At 62.4% G+C, this 22073-nt stretch carries 25 protein-coding genes; 7 read left to right on the top strand and 18 right to left on the bottom strand.

Annotation, left to right across the window (positions count from 1 at the left end; genetic code table 11):
- Positions 1-14: 14 nt before the first annotated feature.
- From NKI59_RS17420 to NKI59_RS17400, 5 genes are all read right to left on the bottom strand, one after another.
- Positions 15-1034 (bottom strand): ABC transporter substrate-binding protein, encoded by a 1020-nt coding sequence (locus NKI59_RS17420; RefSeq protein WP_352698992.1) that lies wholly within the window; start codon positions 1032-1034, stop codon positions 15-17.
- An 83-nt stretch (positions 1035-1117) separates the two neighbouring features.
- Positions 1118-2593, bottom strand: coding sequence for an aldehyde dehydrogenase (locus NKI59_RS17415; protein WP_352705609.1), 1476 nt, complete (start codon positions 2591-2593; stop codon positions 1118-1120).
- Complete coding sequence (locus tag NKI59_RS17410) at positions 2590-3648, bottom strand: LLM class flavin-dependent oxidoreductase (RefSeq protein ID WP_352705607.1); 1059 nt, start codon at positions 3646-3648, stop codon at positions 2590-2592. The genes NKI59_RS17415 and NKI59_RS17410 overlap by 4 nt, the downstream gene beginning before the upstream one ends.
- A 5-nt stretch (positions 3649-3653) precedes the next feature.
- Positions 3654-5453: an alpha/beta fold hydrolase gene (locus tag NKI59_RS17405; RefSeq protein WP_352705605.1), complete on the bottom strand. Its 1800-nt coding sequence runs from the start codon at positions 5451-5453 to the stop codon at positions 3654-3656.
- Positions 5446-6033 (bottom strand): amino acid synthesis family protein, encoded by a 588-nt coding sequence (locus NKI59_RS17400; RefSeq protein WP_352448870.1) that lies wholly within the window; start codon positions 6031-6033, stop codon positions 5446-5448. Before NKI59_RS17400 ends, NKI59_RS17405 begins: the two co-directional genes overlap by 8 nt.
- 139 nt (positions 6034-6172) lie before the next feature.
- On the opposite strand from NKI59_RS17400, the gene NKI59_RS17395 reads away from it, so the two are divergent.
- Complete coding sequence (locus tag NKI59_RS17395) at positions 6173-6844, top strand: GntR family transcriptional regulator (protein WP_352705603.1); 672 nt, start codon at positions 6173-6175, stop codon at positions 6842-6844.
- 196 nt (positions 6845-7040) lie between these two features.
- Complete coding sequence (dusA, locus tag NKI59_RS17390) at positions 7041-8033, top strand: tRNA dihydrouridine(20/20a) synthase DusA (protein WP_352705600.1); 993 nt, start codon at positions 7041-7043, stop codon at positions 8031-8033.
- 8 nt (positions 8034-8041) lie between these two features.
- Here dusA and NKI59_RS17385 read toward each other — a convergent pair whose 3' ends face one another.
- Both NKI59_RS17385 and NKI59_RS17380 read right to left on the bottom strand, forming a co-directional pair.
- The gene (locus tag NKI59_RS17385; protein WP_352705598.1) at positions 8042-8746 is read right to left on the bottom strand and encodes a TIGR02281 family clan AA aspartic protease; all 705 of its coding nucleotides are present in this window, start codon (positions 8744-8746) and stop codon (positions 8042-8044) included.
- A gap of 13 nt (positions 8747-8759) precedes the next feature.
- Complete coding sequence (locus NKI59_RS17380; protein WP_031193575.1) at positions 8760-8993, bottom strand: DUF1289 domain-containing protein; 234 nt, start codon at positions 8991-8993, stop codon at positions 8760-8762.
- A 197-nt stretch (positions 8994-9190) separates the two neighbouring features.
- Here NKI59_RS17380 and NKI59_RS17375 point away from each other — a divergent pair, with 197 nt between their 5' ends.
- On the top strand, positions 9191-10189 hold the full coding sequence (locus NKI59_RS17375; protein WP_352705677.1) for a nicotinate-nucleotide--dimethylbenzimidazole phosphoribosyltransferase: 999 nt from the start codon (positions 9191-9193) through the stop codon (positions 10187-10189).
- 4 nt (positions 10190-10193) lie between these two features.
- Here NKI59_RS17375 and NKI59_RS17370 read toward each other — a convergent pair whose 3' ends face one another.
- Entirely contained in the window at positions 10194-11708 is a 1515-nt protein-coding gene (locus NKI59_RS17370; protein WP_352705596.1) for a sensor histidine kinase, read from the bottom strand.
- Positions 11709-11783: 75 nt separating this feature from the next.
- Between NKI59_RS17370 and NKI59_RS17365 the strand changes: the two genes are divergently transcribed.
- From NKI59_RS17365 to NKI59_RS17350, 4 genes are all read left to right on the top strand, one after another.
- A complete protein-coding gene (locus NKI59_RS17365) occupies positions 11784-12407 on the top strand; it encodes a thermonuclease family protein (RefSeq protein WP_352681210.1) in 624 nt (207 codons plus the stop codon).
- 41 nt (positions 12408-12448) lie between these two features.
- Positions 12449-13060, top strand: a complete 612-nt coding sequence (locus NKI59_RS17360; protein WP_352705593.1) for a glutathione S-transferase — start codon at positions 12449-12451, stop codon at positions 13058-13060.
- A gap of 13 nt (positions 13061-13073) precedes the next feature.
- Entirely contained in the window at positions 13074-13691 is a 618-nt protein-coding gene (locus NKI59_RS17355; protein ID WP_502898253.1) for a uracil-DNA glycosylase family protein, read from the top strand.
- Between the two features lie 201 nt (positions 13692-13892).
- Positions 13893-14384 (top strand): Lrp/AsnC family transcriptional regulator, encoded by a 492-nt coding sequence (locus NKI59_RS17350; protein WP_023675006.1) that lies wholly within the window; start codon positions 13893-13895, stop codon positions 14382-14384.
- Positions 14385-14395: 11 nt separating this feature from the next.
- Here NKI59_RS17350 and NKI59_RS17345 read toward each other — a convergent pair whose 3' ends face one another.
- The 10 genes from NKI59_RS17345 to NKI59_RS17300 all read right to left on the bottom strand — a co-directional run bounded on the left by NKI59_RS17345 (position 14396) and on the right by NKI59_RS17300 (position 21993).
- Entirely contained in the window at positions 14396-14968 is a 573-nt protein-coding gene (locus NKI59_RS17345) for a DUF3299 domain-containing protein (RefSeq protein ID WP_352705591.1), read from the bottom strand.
- Between the two features lie 68 nt (positions 14969-15036).
- Positions 15037-15618, bottom strand: coding sequence for a GNAT family N-acetyltransferase (locus tag NKI59_RS17340; RefSeq protein ID WP_352456734.1), 582 nt, complete (start codon positions 15616-15618; stop codon positions 15037-15039).
- On the bottom strand, positions 15578-16282 hold the full coding sequence (locus tag NKI59_RS17335; RefSeq protein WP_352456735.1) for a DNA alkylation repair protein: 705 nt from the start codon (positions 16280-16282) through the stop codon (positions 15578-15580). Before NKI59_RS17335 ends, NKI59_RS17340 begins: the two co-directional genes overlap by 41 nt.
- Positions 16283-16291: 9 nt before the next feature.
- Positions 16292-17266: an NAD(P)-dependent oxidoreductase gene (locus NKI59_RS17330; RefSeq protein WP_352456736.1), complete on the bottom strand. Its 975-nt coding sequence runs from the start codon at positions 17264-17266 to the stop codon at positions 16292-16294.
- Positions 17227-18054 (bottom strand): ABC transporter permease, encoded by an 828-nt coding sequence (locus tag NKI59_RS17325; protein ID WP_352456737.1) that lies wholly within the window; start codon positions 18052-18054, stop codon positions 17227-17229. The genes NKI59_RS17330 and NKI59_RS17325 overlap by 40 nt, the downstream gene beginning before the upstream one ends.
- Positions 18051-18764, bottom strand: a complete 714-nt coding sequence (locus NKI59_RS17320; RefSeq protein WP_023675013.1) for an ABC transporter permease — start codon at positions 18762-18764, stop codon at positions 18051-18053. Before NKI59_RS17320 ends, NKI59_RS17325 begins: the two co-directional genes overlap by 4 nt.
- 118 nt (positions 18765-18882) lie before the next feature.
- Complete coding sequence (locus tag NKI59_RS17315; protein WP_023717637.1) at positions 18883-19665, bottom strand: ABC transporter substrate-binding protein; 783 nt, start codon at positions 19663-19665, stop codon at positions 18883-18885.
- A gap of 213 nt (positions 19666-19878) precedes the next feature.
- Positions 19879-20388 (bottom strand): molybdopterin-guanine dinucleotide biosynthesis protein B, encoded by a 510-nt coding sequence (mobB, locus tag NKI59_RS17310; protein WP_352705587.1) that lies wholly within the window; start codon positions 20386-20388, stop codon positions 19879-19881.
- On the bottom strand, positions 20385-21014 hold the full coding sequence (mobA, locus tag NKI59_RS17305; protein ID WP_352705585.1) for a molybdenum cofactor guanylyltransferase MobA: 630 nt from the start codon (positions 21012-21014) through the stop codon (positions 20385-20387). The genes mobB and mobA overlap by 4 nt, the downstream gene beginning before the upstream one ends.
- 58 nt (positions 21015-21072) lie before the next feature.
- Positions 21073-21993, bottom strand: a complete 921-nt coding sequence (locus tag NKI59_RS17300; RefSeq protein WP_352681216.1) for a DMT family transporter — start codon at positions 21991-21993, stop codon at positions 21073-21075.
- Positions 21994-22073 lie beyond the last annotated feature (80 nt).

Here is a 22073-nt window from a genome sequence, read left to right as displayed (position 1 = left end):
GTTCAAGAGCGGGCTTATTTCGCCTGCCAGGCATACCAGCGCGCGGCGATGGTGTCGCGATTGGCGGCCCAGTAGTTCATGTCGAGATTGATCTGTCCGTCGACATGAGCGTCCGGCAGCGATTTCACGGCATCGGTCGGCATCTCTGCCTTGGCCTTGGTGTTGATCGGCGCATAACCGCTGGCTTCGGCAAATTTGGCCTGACCGGCGGGGCTGCTCGCCGCGGCGAGGAATTTCATCGCCGTATCCTTGTTCTTGGCACCCTTCGGTACCACCAGAACGTCGGCTGCGGTCAGGTTCTGGTTCCAGGAGACGCCGACATCGGCGCCATCCTTGTCCAGTGCGAAGACGCGGCCGTTCCACAGCTGGCCGAACGTTGCTTCGCCGGATGCGATCAATTGCTGCGACTCCGCCCCGCCGCCCCACCAGACGATGTCCGACTTGATGGTGTCGAGTTTCTTGAAGGCGCGATCGAGATCCAGCGGATAGAGCTTGTCCGCCGGAACACCATCGGCCAGCAGCGCGATCTCGATGACACCGGGCGCCGACCATTTGTAGAAGGTCCGCTTGCCCGGGAACTTCGTCAGGTCGAACATGTCGGCCCAGCCGGCCGGTTCACCCGAAACGGCGCCCTTGTTCCAGGCGAGCACGAAGGAATAGTAGAAACTGCCGACGGCGTGATCGGTGGTGAAGCGCGGATCGAGGTCGGCCTTCGGCACGGTCTTGAAGTCGATCGGCTCGAGCAGACCGTCCTTGGCCGCCTTGATGGCGAAATCCATCTCGACGTCGACGACGTCCCAGTTGACACTGCCGCTGTCGATCATCGCCTTCAGCTTGCCGTAGTCGGTCGGGCCGTCCTGCATGACCTTGATGCCGGATGCAGCGGTGAACGGCTCGGCCCAGGATTTGGTCTGCGCTTCCTGGGTCGTCCCGCCCCAGCTGGTGAACACCATGTCCTCGGCCTTTGCGGCCGTCGTTGCCAGAACTGTCGTTGCAATAAATCCGGCAAGGAAGCCGGTGATGATCAGTTTCATGTCGTTCTCCTCTGTTGTTTTCGTTGTTGTCTGTTCGCGATCGGTCGTTTTCGCCTTGATCGCGCATCTCCGGCCAGCGGCGGCTACCGCATGACAAAAGGATCGGGAATCGGGTCGTCGGAGGTGCGTATCCACACCGATTTCGAACGCGTGTAGTCGCGGATCGCATCGAGGCCCCCTTCGCGGCCGAGCCCGGATTGGCCGTAGCCGCCAAACGGAACCAGCGGCGAGACCGCCCGATAGGTGTTGATCCAGACCACGCCGGCATGGATGCCGCGCGCCATGCGGTGGGCTTTTGCCAGATTGGTGGTGAACACGCCGGACGCCAGACCGAACTTCGTGTCGTTGGCGAGCGAAAGCGCTTCAGCTTCGCCGTCGAAGGCTAGCACACAGAGCACCGGGCCGAAGAGCTCTTCGCGCACGCAGGCAAGGGTCTGATCAGGCGCGTCGATAATCGTCGGCGCGTAATAGAAGCCGTCCGCCATGCCCGCGGGGCGAATGCCGCCGGTGACCAGTTGCCCGCCCGCGGCCAGGCTTTCAGCAATGATCTTCTCTATCCATTCGCGCTGGCGCGAGGTGGCGAGCGGTCCCATTTCGATCGCGGGATCCTGCGGATCGCCAATCCTGATCGCCTCGGCCTTGCGCTTGAGCGCGGCGAGGAATTCGTCCTTGACGGAGCGCTGGACCAGCAGCCGCGAGCCGGCGACGCAGCTCTGGCCGGTGGCAGCGAAGATGCCGGCAACGACCGCGTTGGCGGCGCTGTCCAGATCGGCATCGGCAAACACCACGACCGGGCTTTTGCCGCCGAGCTCGAGCGTCGTGAAGGCGAGGTTTTCCGCCGTATTCCTGACGATCTGCCGAGCGGTCGAGGGACCGCCGGTGAAGGCGACGCGGGCGACGAGCGGATGACTGGTCAGCCGGTGACCGCAATCGTGGCCGAAGCCGGTCAGGATGTTCACGGTCCCGGCGGGAAATCCCGCCTCATGGACGAGTTCGGCGAAGGCCAGCAACGGGGCAGGGCCGTCTTCCGATGCTTTCAGAACGATGGTGCAGCCGGCCGCCAGCGCCGGCCCGAGCTTGACGGCGGACAGGAAGAGCTGCGAGTTCCACGGCACAATGGCGGCGACGACGCCAATTGGCTCCGGCCGGATGGTCACTTCCATGTCGGCCTTATCGATGGGGACAAACGAGCCCTCGTGCTTGTCAGCCAGCCCGCCATAATAGCGGTAATAGTCGCCGACATAGGCGATTTGGGCGCGGGTCTCGCGGATGATCTTGCCGGTATCGCGTGTCTCGAGTTCCGCCAGCCGGTCGGCATTGGCGACCACCAGATCGCCGAGCCGCACCAGAAGCTTGCCGCGTGCCGTTGCCGTCATTGCCGGCCACGTGCCGGAGCCAAGCGCCCGGTGAGCAGCTTCGACGGCGCGGTCGACGTCATCAGACGATGCAGCGGGCATCTTCGCCCATGGCGCGCCCGTCGAGGGATCGATGCTGTCGAAGGTCGCCGCCACTTCGACGAAGCTGCCGTCAATATAGTTCCTGAATTGAGTGGTGCTCATCGCAATCCAGCTTTCGGCTCGGAAAAGGCCGGCATCACCCTGTCGATGAAGAGCTGCAGCGATTTCTTCTTGCGCCGATGGGAAAGGCCGCTGTCGATCCAGATCGAATACTGATCGTAGCCGAGCGCTTCGTAGGCCTTCAGCCTGGCGATCACCTCGTCGGCTTCGCCAATGACCAGGTTCTGCTTGATCTTGTCAGGCGCATATTGCGGCATGGCCGCGATCTCGTCTTCGGTCAGCGCCTCCATTATGCCCTGGTGCACCGGCTTCTTGTTCTGGAACCAGGCGCCGAACTGGCAGTAGAACTGCGATAGATCCTGCGCGAGCCGGTCAGCCTCCGCGGCATCCTCGGCGACGAAAGTATGCATCAGCAGCATGATCTCCGGCCTTGGTACGTCGGAGTGGGCATTACACGCTGCATTGAAACGCTCCATCAGGCTGGCCACTTCGCCATCGCCGGAGGCAAGCGGCGTCACCTGGACGTTGCATTCGCTGGAAACCGCAAAGTCGTGCGAGTTCGGATCGCGTGCGGCCACCCAGATCGGCGGATAAGGCTTTTGCAGCGGCTTGGGCGACGAGGTGGTTGAAGGAAACGACCAGAACTCGCCGGCGAGTTCGAAATCACCATCCCAAAGGCCCCGGATCGCCGGCACCATCTCGCGCATACGCTGGCCGGCACCCCAGGCCTCGAGGCCTGGGAAAAGTCGCTGGTATTCGTAAGCGTAGGCGCCGCGCGCAATGCCGATGTCGAGACGGCCGCCGGTGACGACGTCGGCCATCGCTGCTTCGCCGGCAAGCTTGATCGGGTGCCAGAACGGCGCGACGATGGTTCCTGTTCCGAGCCGGATGCGCCTGGTTTTGGCGGCGAGCCAGGCGATGTTGATGAACGGGTTCGGCGAGATGGTGAATTCCATCCCGTGATGCTCGCCGATCCAGGCAGTCTCGAATCCTGCCTCTTCCGCCTGCAGAACCAGCTCGTCCAGCTCGCCGACAAGCTCGGAATGCGGCTTTGTCAGATCCGATCGCTCCATGTGCACGAAAAGCGAAAACTTCATCGGTTTCACCCGCGGCCGGAAAGAGGAATTTGAGAAGGCGAGGGCTTGGCGAGCGGCCGGACTTCGCCTTCGACCTCGTTGCCGACATAGACGCCGAATGCATCTTCCGTACGTTCGCGCGCATAGCGGGCAAGCATCGAACGCATTGCGGGATCGGCGATCTTCAGATCTGCGATCTTCTCGATGTCGACAAGCCGCATCTGGCGATCGTCGGAATAGGATCCCTCGACCGTTCCGCGATAATAAACATGCGTGCGCCAGGGTTCGGCGGCGTCGTCCCACACCGCGAACAGGAAGCCGAGCTGAGCGTCTATGGCCCTGGCGGCAAGGCACCCCTTGAGGCTGCGCGCATCGTTGGGCGTGCCCAGTCCGCGTCCGGCAGGCAATTCATGAAACCCATCGGCCGTTGCGAAGAACAGCACACGGCCCTCGTTCTCGAGAATGGCGCCGACCTCCGTATCGGGGGGCGCCGCCGCCAGCGCCTCCTGGCTGAGGCCAGGCGTGACGTAGGTGCCTCTGCAATAACCGAGGGGCTGGGCTCCGTTGTGGCTGAAGTCGCGGACGCGGCCGATGAGGATCGAGTGATCGCCAGCATCGACCAGCTGCTCCATGCCGCAATCGAACATCGCAACGGAGCCGTCGATCAGCGGATTGCCGGTCCGGCCCGGTTGCCAGCTCACGGCCGCGAACTTGTCCGCTGCTTTGGAAGCGAAGATACCGGAATGGGCCTTCTGGTCCTCTGACAGGATGTTGATGGCGAAACCTCTCGACGTCGAAAAAGCACTGTGCCCCAGCGCCCTCTTGGCGATGCAGACAAGCACCAGCGGCGGCTCGAGCGAGACCGAGGTGAAGGAGTTGGCGGTGAAGCCGCGCGGTTCGCCTTCCGCGCTGATCGTGGTGACGATGGTGACGCCGGTCAGGAACGAGCCGAGCGCGCGCCGGAATTCGCCTCTATCAAAGACTGCATCCGTCTCCGGCTTCACGCCAGCGTCTCCTGCCGTGTCGAGAAATTCCATGATGTGTTTGGTCACTTTTTCAGGCGAAGCCATTGCCATCATGTGCCTTTCTCCATTGAGCACGAGGCATTGGCCGTGCGGCGCAAGCCTCGCCATCGCCGCCGACATGGCCGGGGTCGAATTGCTGTCCTGCGACCCGGTCATGAACAGGGCCGGTGCGGCAAGACCGGGGAGGGCATCGGCATGCTCGGCATCGGCATGGGCAAAGAGGCGATAGGTGCGCGCGTAGCCTTCGGGGTCGACCCTTTCAAGGGCGGCGCGCGCGGTAGAGGCCGCCCCGATAAGGTTCGCCGGCAGCGGGTCGCCGAACCAGCGGGCAAGCGTAGCCGCAATGGCGGAAGGGTTGCCATGGGTGCCGAGCGCGGCCGCGCGCTCGCGTACGGCCTGCGCCAAGGCCGCGGGCCGGCGGAATACCGCATTGAGACAGACGCTGGAGCGAACGCGCGAAGGGGTGCGAAGGGCGATCTCCAGAGCGACCAGCGCGCCCATCGAATGGCCAACGATCGACACCGACGCCACGCCAAGATGGTCGAGAAGGCGAACCGCCTGATCAGCGAAATCCGACAGGCTGGCTTCTTCCGGCGGCAGCGGTGAAACGCCGTGGCCGAGCATGTCGATGGCGATCAGGTCATGATGGTCTTTCATCGCCGCGATCTGATCGTGCCAGATCGCGGCGTTCATGCCGACACCGTGAATGAGCAGAACCGGCGCGCCGGAGCCGGCGCGGATGAAGCCGGTGCCGTCCGGAGCCGTGTCCCGGACCCATGCGGCGGCAGCGACGTCAGCCATGCAGGTCTCCGACCTCCTTGAGGTCCTGATAGCGGTCGCCGATACGATGGTGCGGGCGGCCACCAATCGAAGCGCCAAGCGCCACCACCAGCTCGTCGGGCGCGGGCGCGTCGCCGATTTGGAAATGTACGGTCAGATAGTGGGAGCGGCGGCCTTCGTCGTTCTTGTCCATCAGCGGGATCATGATCGGGGTGTTCGGCCCTCCGCGCAGATTGGTGAAGGCGAGATAGGTCTTGGCGCCGACCGCGCGACGGTAATGGTTGCCGAAATGCAGCGTATGGATCAGCGCCGATGCATGCTCGATCTCGCCCGCCGTGCCGCAGACCGCGGCTTTGCCATAACCTTCTATTGCCTCGCCGGAACCGGCAACGGCGATAATCTCGCGGGTCAGCAGTTCGCCGAGGACGGGAGCAATGACGCGGATCTCCGGCGACAGGTCGTCGGTGAAACCGCGGCCCGCCCAAGGGTTTGTCAGCACGGCGGCGACGCCGATCAGGCGCAACGGTTTTGGGGCTTCCTTGCCGCCCTCGATTAGCGTGTTCTCGATGTAGGTGACGATCTTTCGAATGGCTGGTTTCATGAAGTCCTCGGTCGCCATGGGGCTGTGCAACGCCGAAATCTTTACGTCATCTTATGGTATACCATACTATGGAGCACCAGAAGCCTTGTCAATCGGCTATGGAATCTGTTTTGTGGCCGGATCGGGGTAGGGAGAGAAAATGTCAGGCGATACGCTGCGGATCGACCGCTCTGCCAAGACGCTGAGGACGCTGGCGCTGGAGCGCATGCGTGAAGCGATCATGGGCTTCCATTTCCAGCCTGGTGAAAGGCTGGTCGAGCGGCCGCTATGCGATCAGCTCGGGGTGAGCCGTTCCGTCGTGCGCGAGGTCCTGCGGCAGCTGGAGGCGGAAGGCCTGGTGCAGATGATACCGGGCCACGGACCCGCCGTGGCCAAGCCGGATCTCGGCCGCACCGACGAAATCTATGAATTGCGGGCGCTGCTCGAGGGCATCGCGGCGCGGGCTTGCGCCCTAACGGCCACGGACGCGCAGATCGCTTTGCTCGATGCCGCCTTGACGAACCTGCTTGAGGCGTGGGCGTCCGGTGCGCCTGTCGAGGTGATGCGGGCAACGACCAAGTTCTACGAAACGCTGTTCGAGGCGGCGGACAAGCGCATTGCCTGGGAAATCGTGACGGGGCTGAATGTCCGCATCAACCAGCTCCGCTCAATGACGATCGCGTCGGAGAACCGCCGCGAGCCGGCGATCGCCGAAATGACCGAAATCATGGATGCAATCCGGTCGCGCAAGCCGGACGAGGCGGAGGAGGCGGCGCGGCGGCATGTCGAATCCGCGTGGCAGATCGCCCGCAACACGCTTCGCCTTGGCTGACTGGTATGCCGCCGGCGGTCCATCGTTCCACGGCAGGCATCTAACTGGTGCGTACAGTGACATGTGTGACATGCCAATTTGCTTTCAGTTGCGGCGGCAAAATCATATATCGGGTCAGTTAGGTGTGCATCTCTTGCCAAATTGCTCTGTCATTCGAACGGAGTATCGGACGGACTGAGACAGAAAAAATAGTAAAATGAATATGTTACGCCACAAAGTTGCCGTGGCGCCGATGATGGACTGGACGGACCGGCACTGCCGGTTCTTCCATCGCCAGCTGACGCGCGAGGCGCTGCTCTATACCGAGATGGTGGTGGCCGATGCGGTCATCCACGGCGCACGCGAGCGGCTGCTCGGCTTCGACGACAGCGAACATCCGGTGGCGCTGCAACTCGGCGGCGCCGATCCGGGAAAGCTGGCCGAGGCGGCGCGCATCGGCGAAGCCTTCGGCTATGATGAAATCAACCTCAATGTCGGCTGCCCGTCCGACCGCGTCCAGTCGGGCACCTTCGGCGCGTGCCTGATGAAGACGCCTGTGCTCGTCGCGGATTGCGTCGCGGCAATGAAGGCGGCGGTGAAAATACCGGTCACCGTCAAGTGCCGCATCGGCGTCGATGAGCAGGATCCGGAACCGGCACTCGATGCGTTGGCCGATGGTGTTTTCGCGGCCGGCGCCGACGCGCTGTGGGTGCACGCCCGCAAGGCCTGGCTGGAAGGACTGAGCCCAAAGGAAAATCGTGACATCCCACCGCTCGACTATGACCGCGGCTATCGGCTGAAAGCCAGAAAACAAAACAAATTCATCGGCATCAATGGCGGTATTCAATCTCTCGCAGAGGCGCTGACGCATCTCGACCATGTCGATGGCGCCATGCTCGGCCGCGCCGCCTATCACACGCCAGGGATACTGACCGGCATCGATGCCGCGTTTTACGGCAGCACAGCTGAGTCGTTCGATTTTGCCGCACTGATCGATGCCATGGCGGATTACGCGTCACGCCATATCGAGCAGGGCGGACGCCTCGGGCATGTCACCCGGCACATGGTCGGGCTGTTTCACGGCCTGCCCGGTGCACGCCGCTACCGGCAGATCCTCTCCACCGAGGCGACACGGCCGGGTGCCGGAGCGGAGGTGATCAAGACGGCTTTCGCAGAGGTCGATTTCGGCCGGACCGCAGAGGCGGCCTGAGGAAAAACTTAATCCCGCAAGATCATGCGATCGCCACGGACGTCGAAGCCCGACAGCGAGCCGATGAAATTCATGCCGAGTAGGCTCTGGCCGAGCGTGCCGGGTGCGGCGATCATGATGGGCATGTCCCTGCGCACGATGCCGCCGATCGACAGTTCGTCGGTTCGCACCGCCGCCGCGCGTGTCATGCCGTTGGCGGTAGAGATCGGTATGGTGAAGCGGAGAGCCGCCGAATTGAACCCGACCGCCAGAGCGTCCTCGGCGGTCAGAACGGTGCTGGTCGCGCCGGTATCGACAACCGTCAGGATCGGCGTGCCATTGATCGTGACGCGCGCTTCGAAATGGCCGCTGCCGGCCTTGTCCAAGGTGACGGTAGCATGGCCTTCTTCCACGCCCAGTGCCAGCGGACTGCCGGGAACAAGGCCGGCGGTGACGCGGCTGGCGAAATCCTGCAACTCATAGCGGTACTGATAGCCGGCGATCAGCGCCAGCACGATGGCACCCCAGGCGCCGAGGCTGCGGGCCATGGTGCCTAACGGCCTGCCCGATCTGAGCAGGCCGGCGCCGACGAGCGCCGCTAAAGCGCCAAGCCAGATCAGCTGGCTGAAATCGTAATTCTCAATGCCGAATGTACTGCCGGCGGAATCGTTGAGCATGAGCAGGAATACACCCGCCCCGATCGCGACGATCAGAATCCACAGCAGTCGGTTCATCTCTGCGGCCGGTTCACGAGAGGGCGTCGCGTTCGCGTGCCATGCGGCTGCGACGGGTTTCCCGGCGGGGGCGTCGCTCGACCGTTTCCAGCCTTGCCGGCAGCTCGGCCATGACGCTGCGGCGGGTTTGCGGGGTCATGTCGATCCAGGCAGCGATTTCCTCGCGCGTGCGCCCGCAACCGAAACAGAAGCCGGTTTTCATATCGATCGAGCAGACCAGGATGCACGGGGATTCAATGGCCGTCATAAGGATTTCCTTGGCTAGCCTCCACATGGTGCAACGACAAAGTCAATGCAAGCCCTCCGGGAAGCGCCGCCAACGAATGCTTTCGCGTCAATACCGCCAAGTTGTACCAGGCCTGGAGGTTGTGCCGGCTTGAGGTTGTGCCGGCTGGCCAAGGCGGCTATGCCGCTCACCAATTCACACGGACGATTGCCATCGACATGACCAGCGCGCTGCCTTTCGACGATTTTCGCGACCTCCTGGTGAGCCTGCCGCCGGCAGATATGGCGGCCAAGGCCCGCGTGCGCCAGTTGTTTGCCAAGGCAGACAAGCCCGAAGGCTCGCTTGGCCGCATCGAGGACATTGCCGCCTGGCTCGCCGGCTGGAGCGGCCGCGCGCCGCCGGTGGTGACGCGGCCATTGGTGGCGATCTTTGCCGGCAATCATGGCGTCACCCGCCACGGCATTTCGCCGCGCCCGGCCGCCGCCACGGCAAATGCAGTCGAGCTCTGCGCCGCCGGCGGTGCAGCAATCAACCAGATCTGCATCGCCAACGATCTCGGCTTGAAGGTGTTCGATCTGGCTCTGCACATTCCGACAGCCGACATTACCGAGGATGCGGCACTGGACGAGCGCGGTTGTGCCGCTACCATGGCCTTCGGCATGGAAGCGATTGCCGGCAGCACCGACCTGCTGTGCCTTGGCGACCTCGGCGTCGGCAATTCGACTGTCGCCGCGGCCCTTTGCACGGCACTGTTCGGCGGCACCGGCGCCGACTGGGTCGGCCCTGGATCAGGGGCGGGCGCGGCGATGCAGAGGCGCAAGGCGGAGGTGGTCGAAGCCGCGGTCGCGTTTCACGGCGCGAGCCTCAAGGACCCGCTGGAAGCGCTGCGCCGGGTCGGCGGGCGGGAATTCGCCGCGATCTGCGGCGCCATTCTGGCGGCGCGGATGCAGAAGATCCCGGTGCTGCTCGATGGGTTTGCGGTGACTGCCGCCGCTGGTGTCCTACATGCCGCCAACCCCGCCGCGCTCGATCATTGTCTCCTCGCAAGCCTGTCGCCGGAGCCTGGTCATGCCAAGGCCGCCGAGCGCCTCGGCCTTCGCCCGCTGCTCGATCTGGGCGTCAGTCAAGGCGAGGGGGTAGGGGCGGCTCTTGCCGCCGGCCTGGTCAAGGCGGCCGCGCTGACCAACTCCGGCATGGCAGCCGCGGTCCGCAGTTAAGCATTCAGCGCCGGCGCGAGGCAACCGCCTTGGTCGGCAGCGCCGGCAGTTCCTCCATCACCCGGCTCAGCGGGAAGATGGCGATCGCCTCGGTGCCTTCGCGCAGCCTGGAATGGAGCTGGAATTCGCCGCCATGCATGGCCAGCAAGCCTTGCACGATCGGCAGGCCAAGCCCGGTGCCCTGTTCGGCGCTCTTGATGGCGATCGAGCCCTGGCCGAAGGCCGAAAGCACGATCGGAATCTCGTCTTCCGGTATACCCGGCCCATTGTCCTTGACGGAGAGATATTGCCCGCCGCCCGCCGTCCAGCCGACGCGCACGCGGATTTCGCCGCCGGTGGCGGTGAACTTGATGGCATTGGACAACAGGTTGAGCGCAATCTGCCGCACCGCGCGTTCGTCGGCGAACAAGCGCGGCAAGGCGTTTTCGAAATCCTGGACGATGCGGATGTCCTTGTTGCGCGCCTTCAGCTCCATCATGTGGCAGCAATCCTCGACGACGGAGAGCAGCATCATCGGCTCCTCGTTGAGCTGGTAGCGGCCCGCTTCGATGCGCGACAAATCGAGAATTTCGTTGATCAGGTCGAGCAGATGCTGTCCGGAGTCGTGCACGTCACGGGCATAGTCGCGATAGGTCGGGTTGCTCATCGGGCCGAGCACCTCGTTGGCCATCACTTCGGAAAAGCCGAGAATGGCGTTGAGCGGTGTGCGCAGTTCGTGGCTCATCGAGGCCAGGAAACGCGATTTCGCCAGATTGGCGTCTTCCGCCCGCCGCCGTGCCTCGTCCGACATCGATTTCGCCGTCTCCAGTTCGGCGATCAGCGCATCCTTTTCGGAGCGGAACGACAGCAGCATCAGCGAGGAACGGTTGAGCTGGCGCGCTACATAGGCGAAGAAAGGCAACGAGGCGATCAGCAAGCCTGCCATGATCGCCTCGACCGGCATCCATAATTTCGCACTGGCATAGGCATAGATGGCGACCGGGAGGGCGAAGGTCGCCAACAGCGCACCGCGCAGGGACGAGGCCAGGATCGCGGTTGCCGACATGGCGAGCAGCAGCACCACCGCCTTGGCGACCTGGAACTGATCCGTTTGGCAAGTTTCGCAGCCGAGCCATGCGAACCAAGCCCAGCCAAGCCCGCACAGAAAATGGCCGATCAGGAAATCTCTATGCGTTTCCAGCGGGTTGAGTTCGGACGCTTGAGTGACGCGTCTGGCCATGAATGCAACGATGGTATAGCAGATGAATGTGAACAGCGCCCAGACGCCGATCTCCTTGCCGATGCCCGCGAGCAAGCCTGCCGCGGCCGTTGCCAGAACGAGCAGCGGAATGACGATCACGCCGCCGGTCATCGAAACCGCGTGGAGCTTCAACAGCTCGCGGTCGAAGTCGGGATTTCCGGCTTGCTGCGAAAGACGGTCGCGCGTCTTGCGCACCGCGCGCGCGACATCGCTGTTGCGATGGCGTTTCCTGCGGTCCACAATAAACTTGTCCGCCGAGGTCGAGCGTTGCAGGGGCATGAAGTCTTCAATTTACGCGGGCAGCAATTTCAAATCGTTAAGCTACGTTCGAATGATTAACCAACGGTTTGCCATATGAGCCGTTCGTGGTCGCGATGGCCGCGCCAGCGATACTATGCGCCACGTCCGCGAAGCCTGTGGCGCCGACTAATGGACTATGGGCTGACACTCATCGTGCTCGGCCTGGCGATCCTCCTGGCGGCGCGCCTCGACCGGATCGAGACGCGCAAGACGGAGGGCGCGGCCACCGTCAATGACGGCGATAGCATCACGCTCGGCGGCGAGCGTATCCGCATGCGCGGCATCGATGCGCCGGAATATTCGCAGATCTGCCGCAAGAACGGTGCCGACTATCCATGCGGCAAGCTCGCGCGGCAGTCCCTGGTGTGGTTGATCGCCGGCAAAGCCGTTTCCTGCAGCGGCTGGCAGCGCGACCGCTACGGCAGGCTGCTCGGCGACTGCAAGGCCGGCGGCAAGGATCTCAACCGCGCTCAGGTCGAGGCCGGCTGGGCGGTCGCCTTTGGCGATTTCGAGACCGAGGAAGCTGCTGCGCGCGCGGGCAAAGCCGGCATCTGGGGCGGAACTTTCGACGAGCCGAAGAACTGGCGCGAGAGCCACGGCCACGAGCTGGTCGAAAGAAAGCACGGCACCTTGGCGTCGATCGGCGATGCCTTGCGTGAAATTATTCGCTTCTGGTGAGTTGTGCCTATAGTTCGTCGGGACGGACGAGGAGGATAGAGATGAAGCTGTTCGACGGCGGGCGCGCGCCCAATCCACGCCGGGTTCGGATTTTTCTGGCCGAAAAGGGACTTCAGGTTCCGCTGGTGCCCGTCGACATGGGCGCGCTGGAGCACAAAGAGCAGCCGGTCAGCTCGCGCAATCCGCTGAAGCGTCTGCCGGTGCTCGAGCTCGATGACGGCACCATCATCACCGAATCCGTCGCAATCTGTCGTTACTTCGAGGAACTGCACCCCAAGCCGGCTTTGTTCGGGGATGGGGCGCTCGGCAAGGCAATCGTCGAGATGTGGCAAAGACGTGTGGAGTTCAATCTGTTCGGCTGCGTCGCCGCGGCGTTCCGGCATATCCACCCCGCAATGAGGGAATGGGAGATCCCGCAAATCCCCGAATGGGGCGAGGCCAACAAGCCGAAGGCGATCGAATTCCTGAGATTTCTGGACACTGAGCTCGCCGGCAGGGAATTCGTCGCCGGCGATGCGTATTCGATCGCCGACATCACCGGGCTGGTCGCCATCGACTTCATGAAGCCGACTCGCATCAAGGTACCCGAAGAGTGCACCAACGTGCTGCGCTGGCATCAGGCAATCTCGAGCCGGGCGAGTGCCGCCGCCTGACAACGAGTTCGGAATGAGCAAAGAGCTGGAAGCCTTGGCGGCGAGGGTACGCGCCTGCCGCATTTGCGTCGATAAGCCGGCCGGCAGGCCGTTGCCGCACCAGCCGCGTCCGGTGCTCAGGCCATCGTCGAGTGCGCGTATCCTGATCGCCAGCCAGGCGCCGGGTACCAAGGTTCACATCACAGGCATGCCGTTCACCGACGCCTCCGGCGACCGGCTGCGAAGCTGGCTGGGCGTCGGCAGCGAGGAATTCTATGACACGGACAAGTTTGCCATCGTGCCGATGGGCTTTTGCTTTCCCGGTCAGGACGCCAAGGGCGCCGACCTGCCGCCGCGCCGCGAATGTGCGCCGGCATGGCGCACATCGCTGATGGCGCTGATGCCGCAAGTCGATATGGTGCTGACGATCGGCATCTACGCGCAAAGCTGGCATATGGGCGCGGCGCGCCGTCCCTCGCTGACGGAAACGGTCATGGATTGGCGTGCCATCTGGGCGGCGGCGACCGACCCGAAAGTCCTGCCGCTGCCGCACCCGTCCTGGCGCAACACCGGCTGGCTGAAGCGCAATCCATGGTTTGAAATGGATTTGCTGCCCTTTCTGAGATCGGAAATCCGCTATCGCCTCGGCTAGGCATTCAGCAAGAAATCACTCGCTTTCGCGCTATCCAACAGAATTTCTTTCTTGTAAAAGGCCATGACAAGAGGGATTATGGTAATCCATTCCTCGAAGCGCGTCGCGCATGAGGGGACGCGCGTTAAATTCTTGTTTTTATGCATGTCGTTGTGCCAACGCCGCTGCGCACTTGGACGACTTGCATCAGGGGAGCACCCAATGGACCGCCTTGATAGAAAAATTCTCCGCCTCCTGCAGGAGGATGCGACGCTTGCAGTCGCCGACGTCGCCAAGAAGGTGGGCCTGTCGACGACGCCGTGCTGGCGGCGCATCCAGAAGCTCGAGGAAGAGGGCGTCATCAAGCGGCGCGTCGCCATCCTCGATCATGAAAAGGTCAATGTGCGGGTCACGGTGTTCGTCTCGATCCGCACCAATTCGCACAGCCATGAATGGCTGCGGCGCTTTTCGGAGGTCATCCAGGAATTCCCGGAAGTGGTCGAATTCTACCGCATGAGCGGTGACGTCGACTATCTCCTGCGCGTCGTGGTGCCCGATATCGCCGCCTATGATGCATTCTACAAGCGGCTGATCGCCAAGATCGAGATCCGCGACGTGTCGTCTTCCTTCGCCATGGAGCAGATCAAATACACGACCGAGATGCCGCTGGATTACATGATGCTCGACAAGGAGTCCGGCGCCAACGCCGCCTGAGATTCTTCGGCTTAGTTCTTCTTTTTGTTGAGGAAACTCCAGGGCGAGTTGACTGGCAGCGTGACCGTGTCCGGCACGGTGTCGACATTGACCACCTCGGCCTTGCGCACGGTGTAGCCCGACTGGATGACGCTGACGCCGTCAAGGATGAAAAGCTGGCTCTTCTCCATGCCCGGCCATAATGCGCCGGTCACCGAAACCGGCTGGTAGGCCTCGGACATCCTGTAAGGGTGTGCAGGCGTGACGAGGACGATCTGGTTGGGCGGCGGCGTCGGCATGTGGCTGCAGGCTCCCGTCCACGGCACCAGCAGGAACTGGTAGACGAGATCGCCGTCGCGATCGACCGGCAGCGCATAGCCTGCGAGTTGCACGGTCTTGTCCTGCAAGTTGAGTGAGAGCGTCTCGCCATGATCCGGCATTTTGGCCGCAATCATTGGCAGTCCGACGCTTTCGGCGGCTGCCTGGGTCGCCGGGCGCAGATCCTTCCAGAAAATATGCATCGTCCCGGCGCAAGCGCTGTCTGCCACAATGGACACGAACACCGCGGCCGCCAGGATCGCTCCTGATTTGAGACGGTTGCTCATTGCTGCACCATTGTTGAGCCTTGATCTGCGGCCTATGCCAGCAAGTAAAGCTGCCGCTGTCGCCAAGGTCAACGTTCAAGCCGCATCACATGCCGACGCGAGCCGGTCATGCCGATCTCGCGAAAGCCGCGGGCGGCGAACGTGTCCCGAAAACCCATAAAGCTGTAGCTCGGCGACGCCTGGTCGACCGGATAGGCTTCGATCGTCCTGGCGCCTTTGGCAAAGGCGTGATCGATGGCCGCGTCGAGTAATGCGCTTGCCAGCCCGCCGCCGCGCAGCGCTTTCGGTACATAGAAGCAGACGATCGACCAGATGCCCATCTCGCTATCGTTCTGCTGCCGTGACAGCTTGCGGTAGGTCTCGCGCGGCGCAATCGAGCACCAGCCGACGGTCCGGCCATCGATCTGGGCGACAATGCCGACCGGCGTGCCGGCGTCGATCAGCGTCATCATCGCGCGTTTCTTCTCGTCGTTCTCGACATGCTCGCGGCGATCGAGATTGCGCCAAGCCATACACCAGCAGTATTTCGGCCCGCCGGGTTGCTCGAACAGGTTTTCGAAATCGGCGCGCGTCGATTGCGTCACCTCCGTGAAGCGCACTTCGCTCAGGTCAAGCTTTTCTGGCGGCGAGCCGTTCGAGCGTCTTGGCATCGGAAAGTTCCTTCACGGCATCCTTGCCGATCCAGCGAGCAGTCCTGTCTGTCGAGGCCGCCAATTTTTGCGCCAGGGCAAGGGCAGGGCCGTGCAAATTCATCGATCGCTTGCCGATCGAACGAAGCGCCCAGTTCACGGCCTTCTTCACAAAATTGCGGCCGTCGGTCGCATGCGCCTCGATGATCGACAGGAATTCGAGGAAGGTCGTCTCGGGTTCCTTCTTCCGGTGGACTACCGACCAGGCCATCATCGCAAAAGCCGTGCGTCGAACGAATTCCCGTTCGTCGACCGCGAATTCGGCGATCAATTCCTTCCAGCAATCCGTATCGACAAAGAGATCGGAGACCCCGTCGACGATATCCCACGAGTCGAAAGTCGCCGCCCATCGTCTCGCATCCGCGGAGGAGAACCGCTCCGGATCGGCTGTCACGGAAGCGATGAACTGCGCCTCCATGATGCCTGTCTGCCAAAGCTCAAAGGCACGCTCATGGTTGCGCTTGATTTTCTTGGAAATCTGCCGCTGCACGCCATGCGAGATACCTAGCGCACGTTCGATCTTGATGCCGTAGCGCAGCATGCCAAGTCGATTTTCCTCCGAGGCGATCGAGCGCAGATGAGCGACGATTTCATCGGCGCTGGATTGAGGCGAAAGCTCGGCCACGGTGAAATCCTATTTCTCCAGCCTTGCCAGCAGCGAGGACGTGTCCCAGCGCTTGCCGCCCATCGCCTGCACGTCCTTGTAGAACTGGTCGACGAGTGCCGTCACCGGCAGTTTGGCGCCGTTGCGGTCGGCCTCGGCGAGGCAGATGCCAAGATCCTTGCGCATCCAGTCGACGGCGAAGCCGAAATCATATTTGCCGGCATTCATCGTCTTGTGCCGGTTCTCCATCTGCCAGGAACCGGCCGCACCCTTGGAAATCACCTCTATGACCTTTTCGATGTCGAGCCCAGCCTTCTTGCCGAAATGGATGCCCTCCGCCAGGCCCTGAACGAGGCCGGCGATGCAGATCTGGTTGATCATCTTGGTGAGTTGGCCAGCCCCGGCCGATCCCATCAATCCGACCATGCGGGCATAAGCATCTATGACTGGCTTGGCCCTGTCGAAGGCGTCGGGCTCGCCGCCGACCATCACGGTCAGCATGCCGTTCTCGGCGCCTGCCTGACCGCCGGAGACCGGGGCGTCGAGGAACGCAAACCCGAGCGCGTGCGACTGCTGCGCCAGTTCGCGCGCGACCTCCGCCGATGCCGTGGTGTTGTCGATGAAGATGGCGCCTTTCTTCATGGAATTGAAGGCGCCTTCGGCACCGGTCGTCACCGAGCGCAGATCGTCGTCATTGCCGACGCAGGAAAAGACGAAGTCCTTGCCCGCGGCCGCCTCTGCTGGTGTCGCGGCGAAGCTGCCGCCATGCTGGGCAACCCACTGCTCGGCCTTGGCCCTGGTGCGGTTGTAGACGGTGACGTCGTGACCGCCCTTGTTCTTGAGATGTCCGGCCATCGGATAGCCCATGATGCCAAGACCGAGAAATGCCACCGAAGCCATGTTTTCGAATCCCTTAGAAGCCTGCTTTGCGGTCCTCTCTACCGGATCAGGCAAGGCGATGGGAGTCAGCGGTGCAGATGGATGGTGATGCGGCGTTCGATCCACTCGACGCCGTGGCGCAATGTTTCCACGATGATCAGATAGATGATCGCCGCCCAGATATACGACTGAAAGTCGAAGGTGCGCGCATAGGTGAGCCGGGTGATGCCCATCAAATCGTAGACCGTGATGATGGCGACGATTGCCGAGCCCTTGATCATCAGGATGATCTCGTTGCCATACGGGCGCAACGCGACGATCAGCGCCTGCGGCAGGATGATCTTCCACATCGTCTGCAGTTTGTGCAGGCCGAGCGAGGCGGCACCTTCCCACTGGCCCCTCGGCACGCTCTCGATTGCGCCACGCAAAATCTCGGCCTGGTACGCGGCCGTATTCAGCGAAAAGGCGAAGATCGCGCAGTTGAACGCTTCGCGGAAGAAGCCCCACAGTCCGACCATCTCGAGCTCCGGCCGGAAGGAGCCGACCCCGTAGTAGACCAGGAAGGTCTGCGCCAACAGCGGCGTGCCGCGAAAGAAATAGACATAGGCATAAGCGAACCCCGAAAGGATCGGGTTCTTCGACATGCGTGCATAGGCGATCGGCACCGACAGGATCGCGCCAAGCACAATCGAGATGGCAACCAGCAGCAGCGTGACGCCGAGGCCGGATATGTAGCCGGGTGCATATTTCTGGAAGAACTCCGGGTTCCACGCAGCGACCAGGTAGACGACCATGCCAATGCCGAGAGCGATCCACAGGCCGACCAGGACATGGCCGAGGATGCGTTGACGCGACCAGCCGCGTGCGGGCGGCGGCGGCCGGTCGACCTTCAGCGTGTCGGTGGCCAGGCTCATCTCTTGACCTCGCTGCCGCCGACCGCTCGTTCGATCGCATTGATGCCGAAGGAGGAGACGATCGCCAGCAGGAGATAGATCAGGCCGGCAAAACCGTAAAACAGGAAGGCATGCTTGGTGACGCGCGCGGCAACCCCGCTCTGCCTGAGGATCTCGTTGAGACCAACGGCCGATACGAGCGCGGTGTCCTTGAGCAGGATAAGCCAGAGATTGGCAAGTCCGGGTAATGCGATGCGGATCAACTGCGGCAGCACGATCAGCCGCATCGTCTGGCCGCTGGACAGGCCAACCGAATAGCCTCCCTCATATTGCCCTTTTGGAATGGCGCGGAAGGCGGATAAAAACACCTCGCTGGAATAAGAGGAGAAAATGAAGCAGAGCGCGATCATGCCGGCGACGAAGCTGTTGACGTCGGCGGACGTTCCGGGGCTCACCAGCCGGACAATGTACTGCAGGATCAATGGGATGCCGAAGAAGATCAGAAACAGCGTGAGCAGCTCGGGTATTCCGCGAAAAATCGTGGTGTAGATGTTCCCGGCCAGTCTCAGCGACGGCTCTTCCGATTGTTTGGCCAGCGCCACGAAAAAGCCGAGCGTCAGCCCGAAGGGCAGAGTGGCCAGCGCAAGACATACCGTGACAAATACACCCGCGGCGATGTCGTCGAGCCAGCCTTCGGGTCCCCAACTGAGAAGCGTCAGTGCGCTCTGCATCCGCCTGCCTGTTCTCCTTGAGGCTCTTCGAGACCCGTGCCGCGTCACCCCTCGTGCGCGGCATCCTTATAAGCACGGCGGGAATCTCCCGCCGTTCAAGTCCTCGTATGTCGGTCGATCAGGACTCGCCGCCATAAACGTCATATTTGAAGTATTTGTCGTTGATTTCCTTGTACTTTCCGTTTGCTCGGATGGCGTCGATCGCCGCATTGAACTGGTTGACCAGATCGGTCTCGCCCTTGCGCACGGCAATGCCGGCGCCCGGACCGTGGATTTCGATGACCGGCTTGATTGTGCCGACCAGCTTGCAGCAGGCGCCGTCCGGCGAATCCAGCCATTGCTGCAGCACGACGATGTCGTCATTGGCGGCATCGAGCCGGCCATTGGCCAGATCGAGCTGGTATTCCTGTGCGGTCGGGTACGGCTTGACGGTGCTGTCGGTATAAGTCTTGGTCGAATAGTTGAAATGCGTGGTGGACGCCTGCACGCCGATCGTCTTGCCGGCCAAATCTTCCTTGGTTACACCCTTGATGTCAGTGTCCTTGGGGGCGGCGATCGCCGGCGGCGTATTGTAATATTTGTGGGTGAAGTCGACCTTCTCGGCGCGTTCCGGCGTGATCGACATCGACGCGACGATGGCGTCGAACTTGCCTGCCTGAAGGGCGGGAATGATGCCGTCCCAGTCCTGCGCGACAAAGGTGCACTTCACCTTCATCTCGTCGCAGAGCGCCTTGGCAATGTCGATATCGAAGCCTACGAGCTGGCCGTCGGCTGTCAGATTGTTGAATGGGGGATAGGCTCCCTCGGTGCCGATCCTCAAGGTCTTTTCCTGGGCCTGGGCAACGCCAAGCGTCAGCAGCGCAGCCGAAGCGGCAAGCGCGATACGCAGTGCAATACGCATAATGGTCCTCTCTGTTGGTCCCGGCCGTCGTTCCCGAACGGCTCTGTGGGCGGTGCTTTTGACCGCCCGCTGATGCGATACTCCCATTCTTTCCCAAGAAAAAGCAACTGCAAAACCGTCGCTTGAGGGAAGGTCATGTTCAGAAAGCGATGACGCCGGGTCAGACGCCTAAATTGGAAAGCAAGTGGGCGGAAACTGTCTTCTGCCGCATTTTCAGCGCGACAGGCTTGTGGCGCGCTCGATGAAGTCAGCTATCGAATTCGTGTCGTCGAGATCGAAGGCCGGCAGGTCTTCGCCGACAATGGGGAAGTCGGAGGCGATGGCGACAATGTGTGGATCGCCTGCCGAGAGCGGTGTCCGGTCCTTGGCCTCGAGCCGTCTCGTCTCGATTTTCTTGTGCGCTTCGCGCTTGTAACCCTCGACCAACACGATGTCGCACGGTGCCAGCCGTGACAGGATCGCGTCTAGCGTCGGCTCGTCCTCGCCTCGCAATTCGTGCATCAGCGCCCAGCGCCTGCCCGACACGACCGCGACCTCCATCGCTCCCGCCTGCCGGTGGCGAAAGCTGTCCGCTCCGGGTTTGTCGATGTCGAAATCATGATGGGCGTGTTTTACCGTCGACACTTTCCAGCCGCGCCGGACGAGTTCGGCTACCAGCTTTTCGGTCAATGTCGTCTTGCCGGAGTTCTTCCAGCCGGTGACGCCGAAAATACGTCTTTTCATGGCTCGATGCTCTGCAACAGATGCACGGCCTGGGCAAGGTCGTCGGGAGTGTTGATGTTGAAGAACGGATCGATCTCGGCCCCGCCGGATTTCAGGATGGGAAATTCCACCTCGACAAAACCGTGCCGGTCGATGAACGCCGCAACGCGCCGGTTGTCTTCCTCGACGAGAAATTGTCGCAAGACCTGATCTAACCCTAGCGGCCAGAGTGCAAAGGTCGGATGCCGTTTGCCGCCGGAACAGGCGACCGCAATCGAGCCGGGGCGTTCGTCGGCTGCCGCGAGCAGCCGCTCGACCATATCCCTGGGCAGGAAAGGCGTATCGCCGGCAGCCGTGACCAGCGCCTGGCAGGTCGTGTCGGAAGCCCATTCGAGGCCGGTCAGGATCCCGGCAAGCGGCCCGGCAAAACCCTTGACGGTGTCGGCAAACACGGGAAGCCCCGTGGCGGCAAACCGTGCCGGATCGCCGTTGGCGCTGAGCGCCAGCGGTCCAACTTGCGGGCCAAGGCGCGAAACGACACGGTCGAGCAGGGTGCCGTCGCCAAGCGCAAGCAGCGTCTTGTCGCCGCCGCCCATCCGACTCGACCTGCCGCCGGCCAGAATGATCCCTGCAATATGTCGGCCCATGGTTTGCTGCCTAGACCCAAAATCCAGTTTTCAAATCAGACAGTCGTCGACAGTCACTCTATATGCCGTCCGGCGCCATGTCCGGTCCAGTGCTTTCGGCGGCTGTTTTTCGCCGTCCGACGATCCGTTCGCGGTAGAGTGCATAGAGGCCTGACGCGATGATGATCGTGGCACCGAGGATCATCGGCAGATCGGGGACATCGCCGAAGATCGTGAAGCCAAGCAAGATCGACCAGAGCAGGGCGGTGTAGCGAAACGGCGCGATGAAGGAGATATCGCCCACCCGCATCGCCGTGATGATGAAGTGGTAGCCGATGAGCACGAGCACCGCCGCCAGCGCCAGGAACGCCGTGCTTTGTCCTGTCATCGGTGTCCAACCGCCCATCGGTGAAAGCAATGCCGCGCCCAGAACCGTCATGGCAAGCGCGGTGGCGCTCGACACCAGCAATGTCGGAATTGCCTGCGGTATCCGCTTGGTGGCGAGATCGCGCACCGCACAGCATGCGACGCTGGCCAGCGCCAGCAGAGAAAAGACGCTGAACCCTTCGAAGCCGGGCCGCACGATGATCAGCACGCCGGCAAAACCGACGGCAATAGCCAGCCAGCGCCGCCAGCCGACGCCCTCGTTGAACACAAGCGCGGCGCCCATCGTCACCGCCAGCGGCAGCGCCTGCAGCACGGCGGAGACATTGGCGATCGGAAGATGCGCCAGAGCAACCAGGAACGACACCGTGGCGCCGGCCTCGCCGGCGACGCGCAGCGCAACGGTCGGCTGCAGCATCGAACCTGGCCGGGCAAGCGCGCCCCGTTGCCACGCAAGCAGGCCAACGAAAAGCGAAGCGAAGGCGCCGCGGATCAGCATGACCTGCGCCATGTTCATCGATTCCGATGAGAATTTGGTGATCGCGTCGTTGAGAGTGAAACCAGCCATGGCCACCATCATGAACAACGCGCCGCGGAGGTTTGGCGAAAGAGGCAAGGCGATTACCGGGTGAGTCCTGCAGCAAGCGTCTAGCAGGCACCCACAAGACAGCAACGTCAAAGGGCTGGGCCACAGCC

The sequence above is a fragment of the Mesorhizobium sp. M0598 genome (genome assembly GCF_040320865.1).
Lineage (GTDB): Bacteria > Pseudomonadota > Alphaproteobacteria > Rhizobiales > Rhizobiaceae > Mesorhizobium.
The sequence above is the reverse complement of the archived record's forward strand: the minus strand, read 5'-3'. Positions and strand labels throughout refer to the sequence as shown.

What these genes read in the sequence shown, in the direction of transcription:
- NKI59_RS17420 (WP_352698992.1), bottom strand. Translation starts at nt 1,034, where the DNA reads ATGAAACTGATCATCACCGGCTTCCTTGCCGGATTTATTGCAACGACA.
- NKI59_RS17415 (WP_352705609.1), bottom strand. Translation starts at nt 2,593, where the DNA reads ATGAGCACCACTCAATTCAGGAACTATATTGACGGCAGCTTCGTCGAA.
- NKI59_RS17410 (WP_352705607.1), bottom strand. Translation starts at nt 3,648, where the DNA reads ATGAAGTTTTCGCTTTTCGTGCACATGGAGCGATCGGATCTGACAAAG.
- NKI59_RS17405 (WP_352705605.1), bottom strand. Translation starts at nt 5,453, where the DNA reads ATGGCTGACGTCGCTGCCGCCGCATGGGTCCGGGACACGGCTCCGGAC.
- NKI59_RS17400 (WP_352448870.1), bottom strand. Translation starts at nt 6,033, where the DNA reads ATGAAACCAGCCATTCGAAAGATCGTCACCTACATCGAGAACACGCTA.
- NKI59_RS17395 (WP_352705603.1), top strand. Translation starts at nt 6,173, where the DNA reads ATGTCAGGCGATACGCTGCGGATCGACCGCTCTGCCAAGACGCTGAGG.
- dusA (WP_352705600.1), top strand. Translation starts at nt 7,041, where the DNA reads ATGAATATGTTACGCCACAAAGTTGCCGTGGCGCCGATGATGGACTGG.
- NKI59_RS17385 (WP_352705598.1), bottom strand. Translation starts at nt 8,746, where the DNA reads ATGAACCGACTGCTGTGGATTCTGATCGTCGCGATCGGGGCGGGTGTA.
- NKI59_RS17380 (WP_031193575.1), bottom strand. Translation starts at nt 8,993, where the DNA reads ATGACGGCCATTGAATCCCCGTGCATCCTGGTCTGCTCGATCGATATG.
- NKI59_RS17375 (WP_352705677.1), top strand. Translation starts at nt 9,191, where the DNA reads ATGACCAGCGCGCTGCCTTTCGACGATTTTCGCGACCTCCTGGTGAGC.
- NKI59_RS17370 (WP_352705596.1), bottom strand. Translation starts at nt 11,708, where the DNA reads ATGCCCCTGCAACGCTCGACCTCGGCGGACAAGTTTATTGTGGACCGC.
- NKI59_RS17365 (WP_352681210.1), top strand. Translation starts at nt 11,784, where the DNA reads ATGAGCCGTTCGTGGTCGCGATGGCCGCGCCAGCGATACTATGCGCCA.
- NKI59_RS17360 (WP_352705593.1), top strand. Translation starts at nt 12,449, where the DNA reads ATGAAGCTGTTCGACGGCGGGCGCGCGCCCAATCCACGCCGGGTTCGG.
- NKI59_RS17355 (WP_502898253.1), top strand. Translation starts at nt 13,074, where the DNA reads ATGAGCAAAGAGCTGGAAGCCTTGGCGGCGAGGGTACGCGCCTGCCGC.
- NKI59_RS17350 (WP_023675006.1), top strand. Translation starts at nt 13,893, where the DNA reads ATGGACCGCCTTGATAGAAAAATTCTCCGCCTCCTGCAGGAGGATGCG.
- NKI59_RS17345 (WP_352705591.1), bottom strand. Translation starts at nt 14,968, where the DNA reads ATGAGCAACCGTCTCAAATCAGGAGCGATCCTGGCGGCCGCGGTGTTC.
- NKI59_RS17340 (WP_352456734.1), bottom strand. Translation starts at nt 15,618, where the DNA reads ATGCCAAGACGCTCGAACGGCTCGCCGCCAGAAAAGCTTGACCTGAGC.
- NKI59_RS17325 (WP_352456737.1), bottom strand. Translation starts at nt 18,054, where the DNA reads ATGAGCCTGGCCACCGACACGCTGAAGGTCGACCGGCCGCCGCCGCCC.
- NKI59_RS17320 (WP_023675013.1), bottom strand. Translation starts at nt 18,764, where the DNA reads ATGCAGAGCGCACTGACGCTTCTCAGTTGGGGACCCGAAGGCTGGCTC.
- NKI59_RS17315 (WP_023717637.1), bottom strand. Translation starts at nt 19,665, where the DNA reads ATGCGTATTGCACTGCGTATCGCGCTTGCCGCTTCGGCTGCGCTGCTG.
- mobB (WP_352705587.1), bottom strand. Translation starts at nt 20,388, where the DNA reads ATGAAAAGACGTATTTTCGGCGTCACCGGCTGGAAGAACTCCGGCAAG.
- mobA (WP_352705585.1), bottom strand. Translation starts at nt 21,014, where the DNA reads ATGGGCCGACATATTGCAGGGATCATTCTGGCCGGCGGCAGGTCGAGT.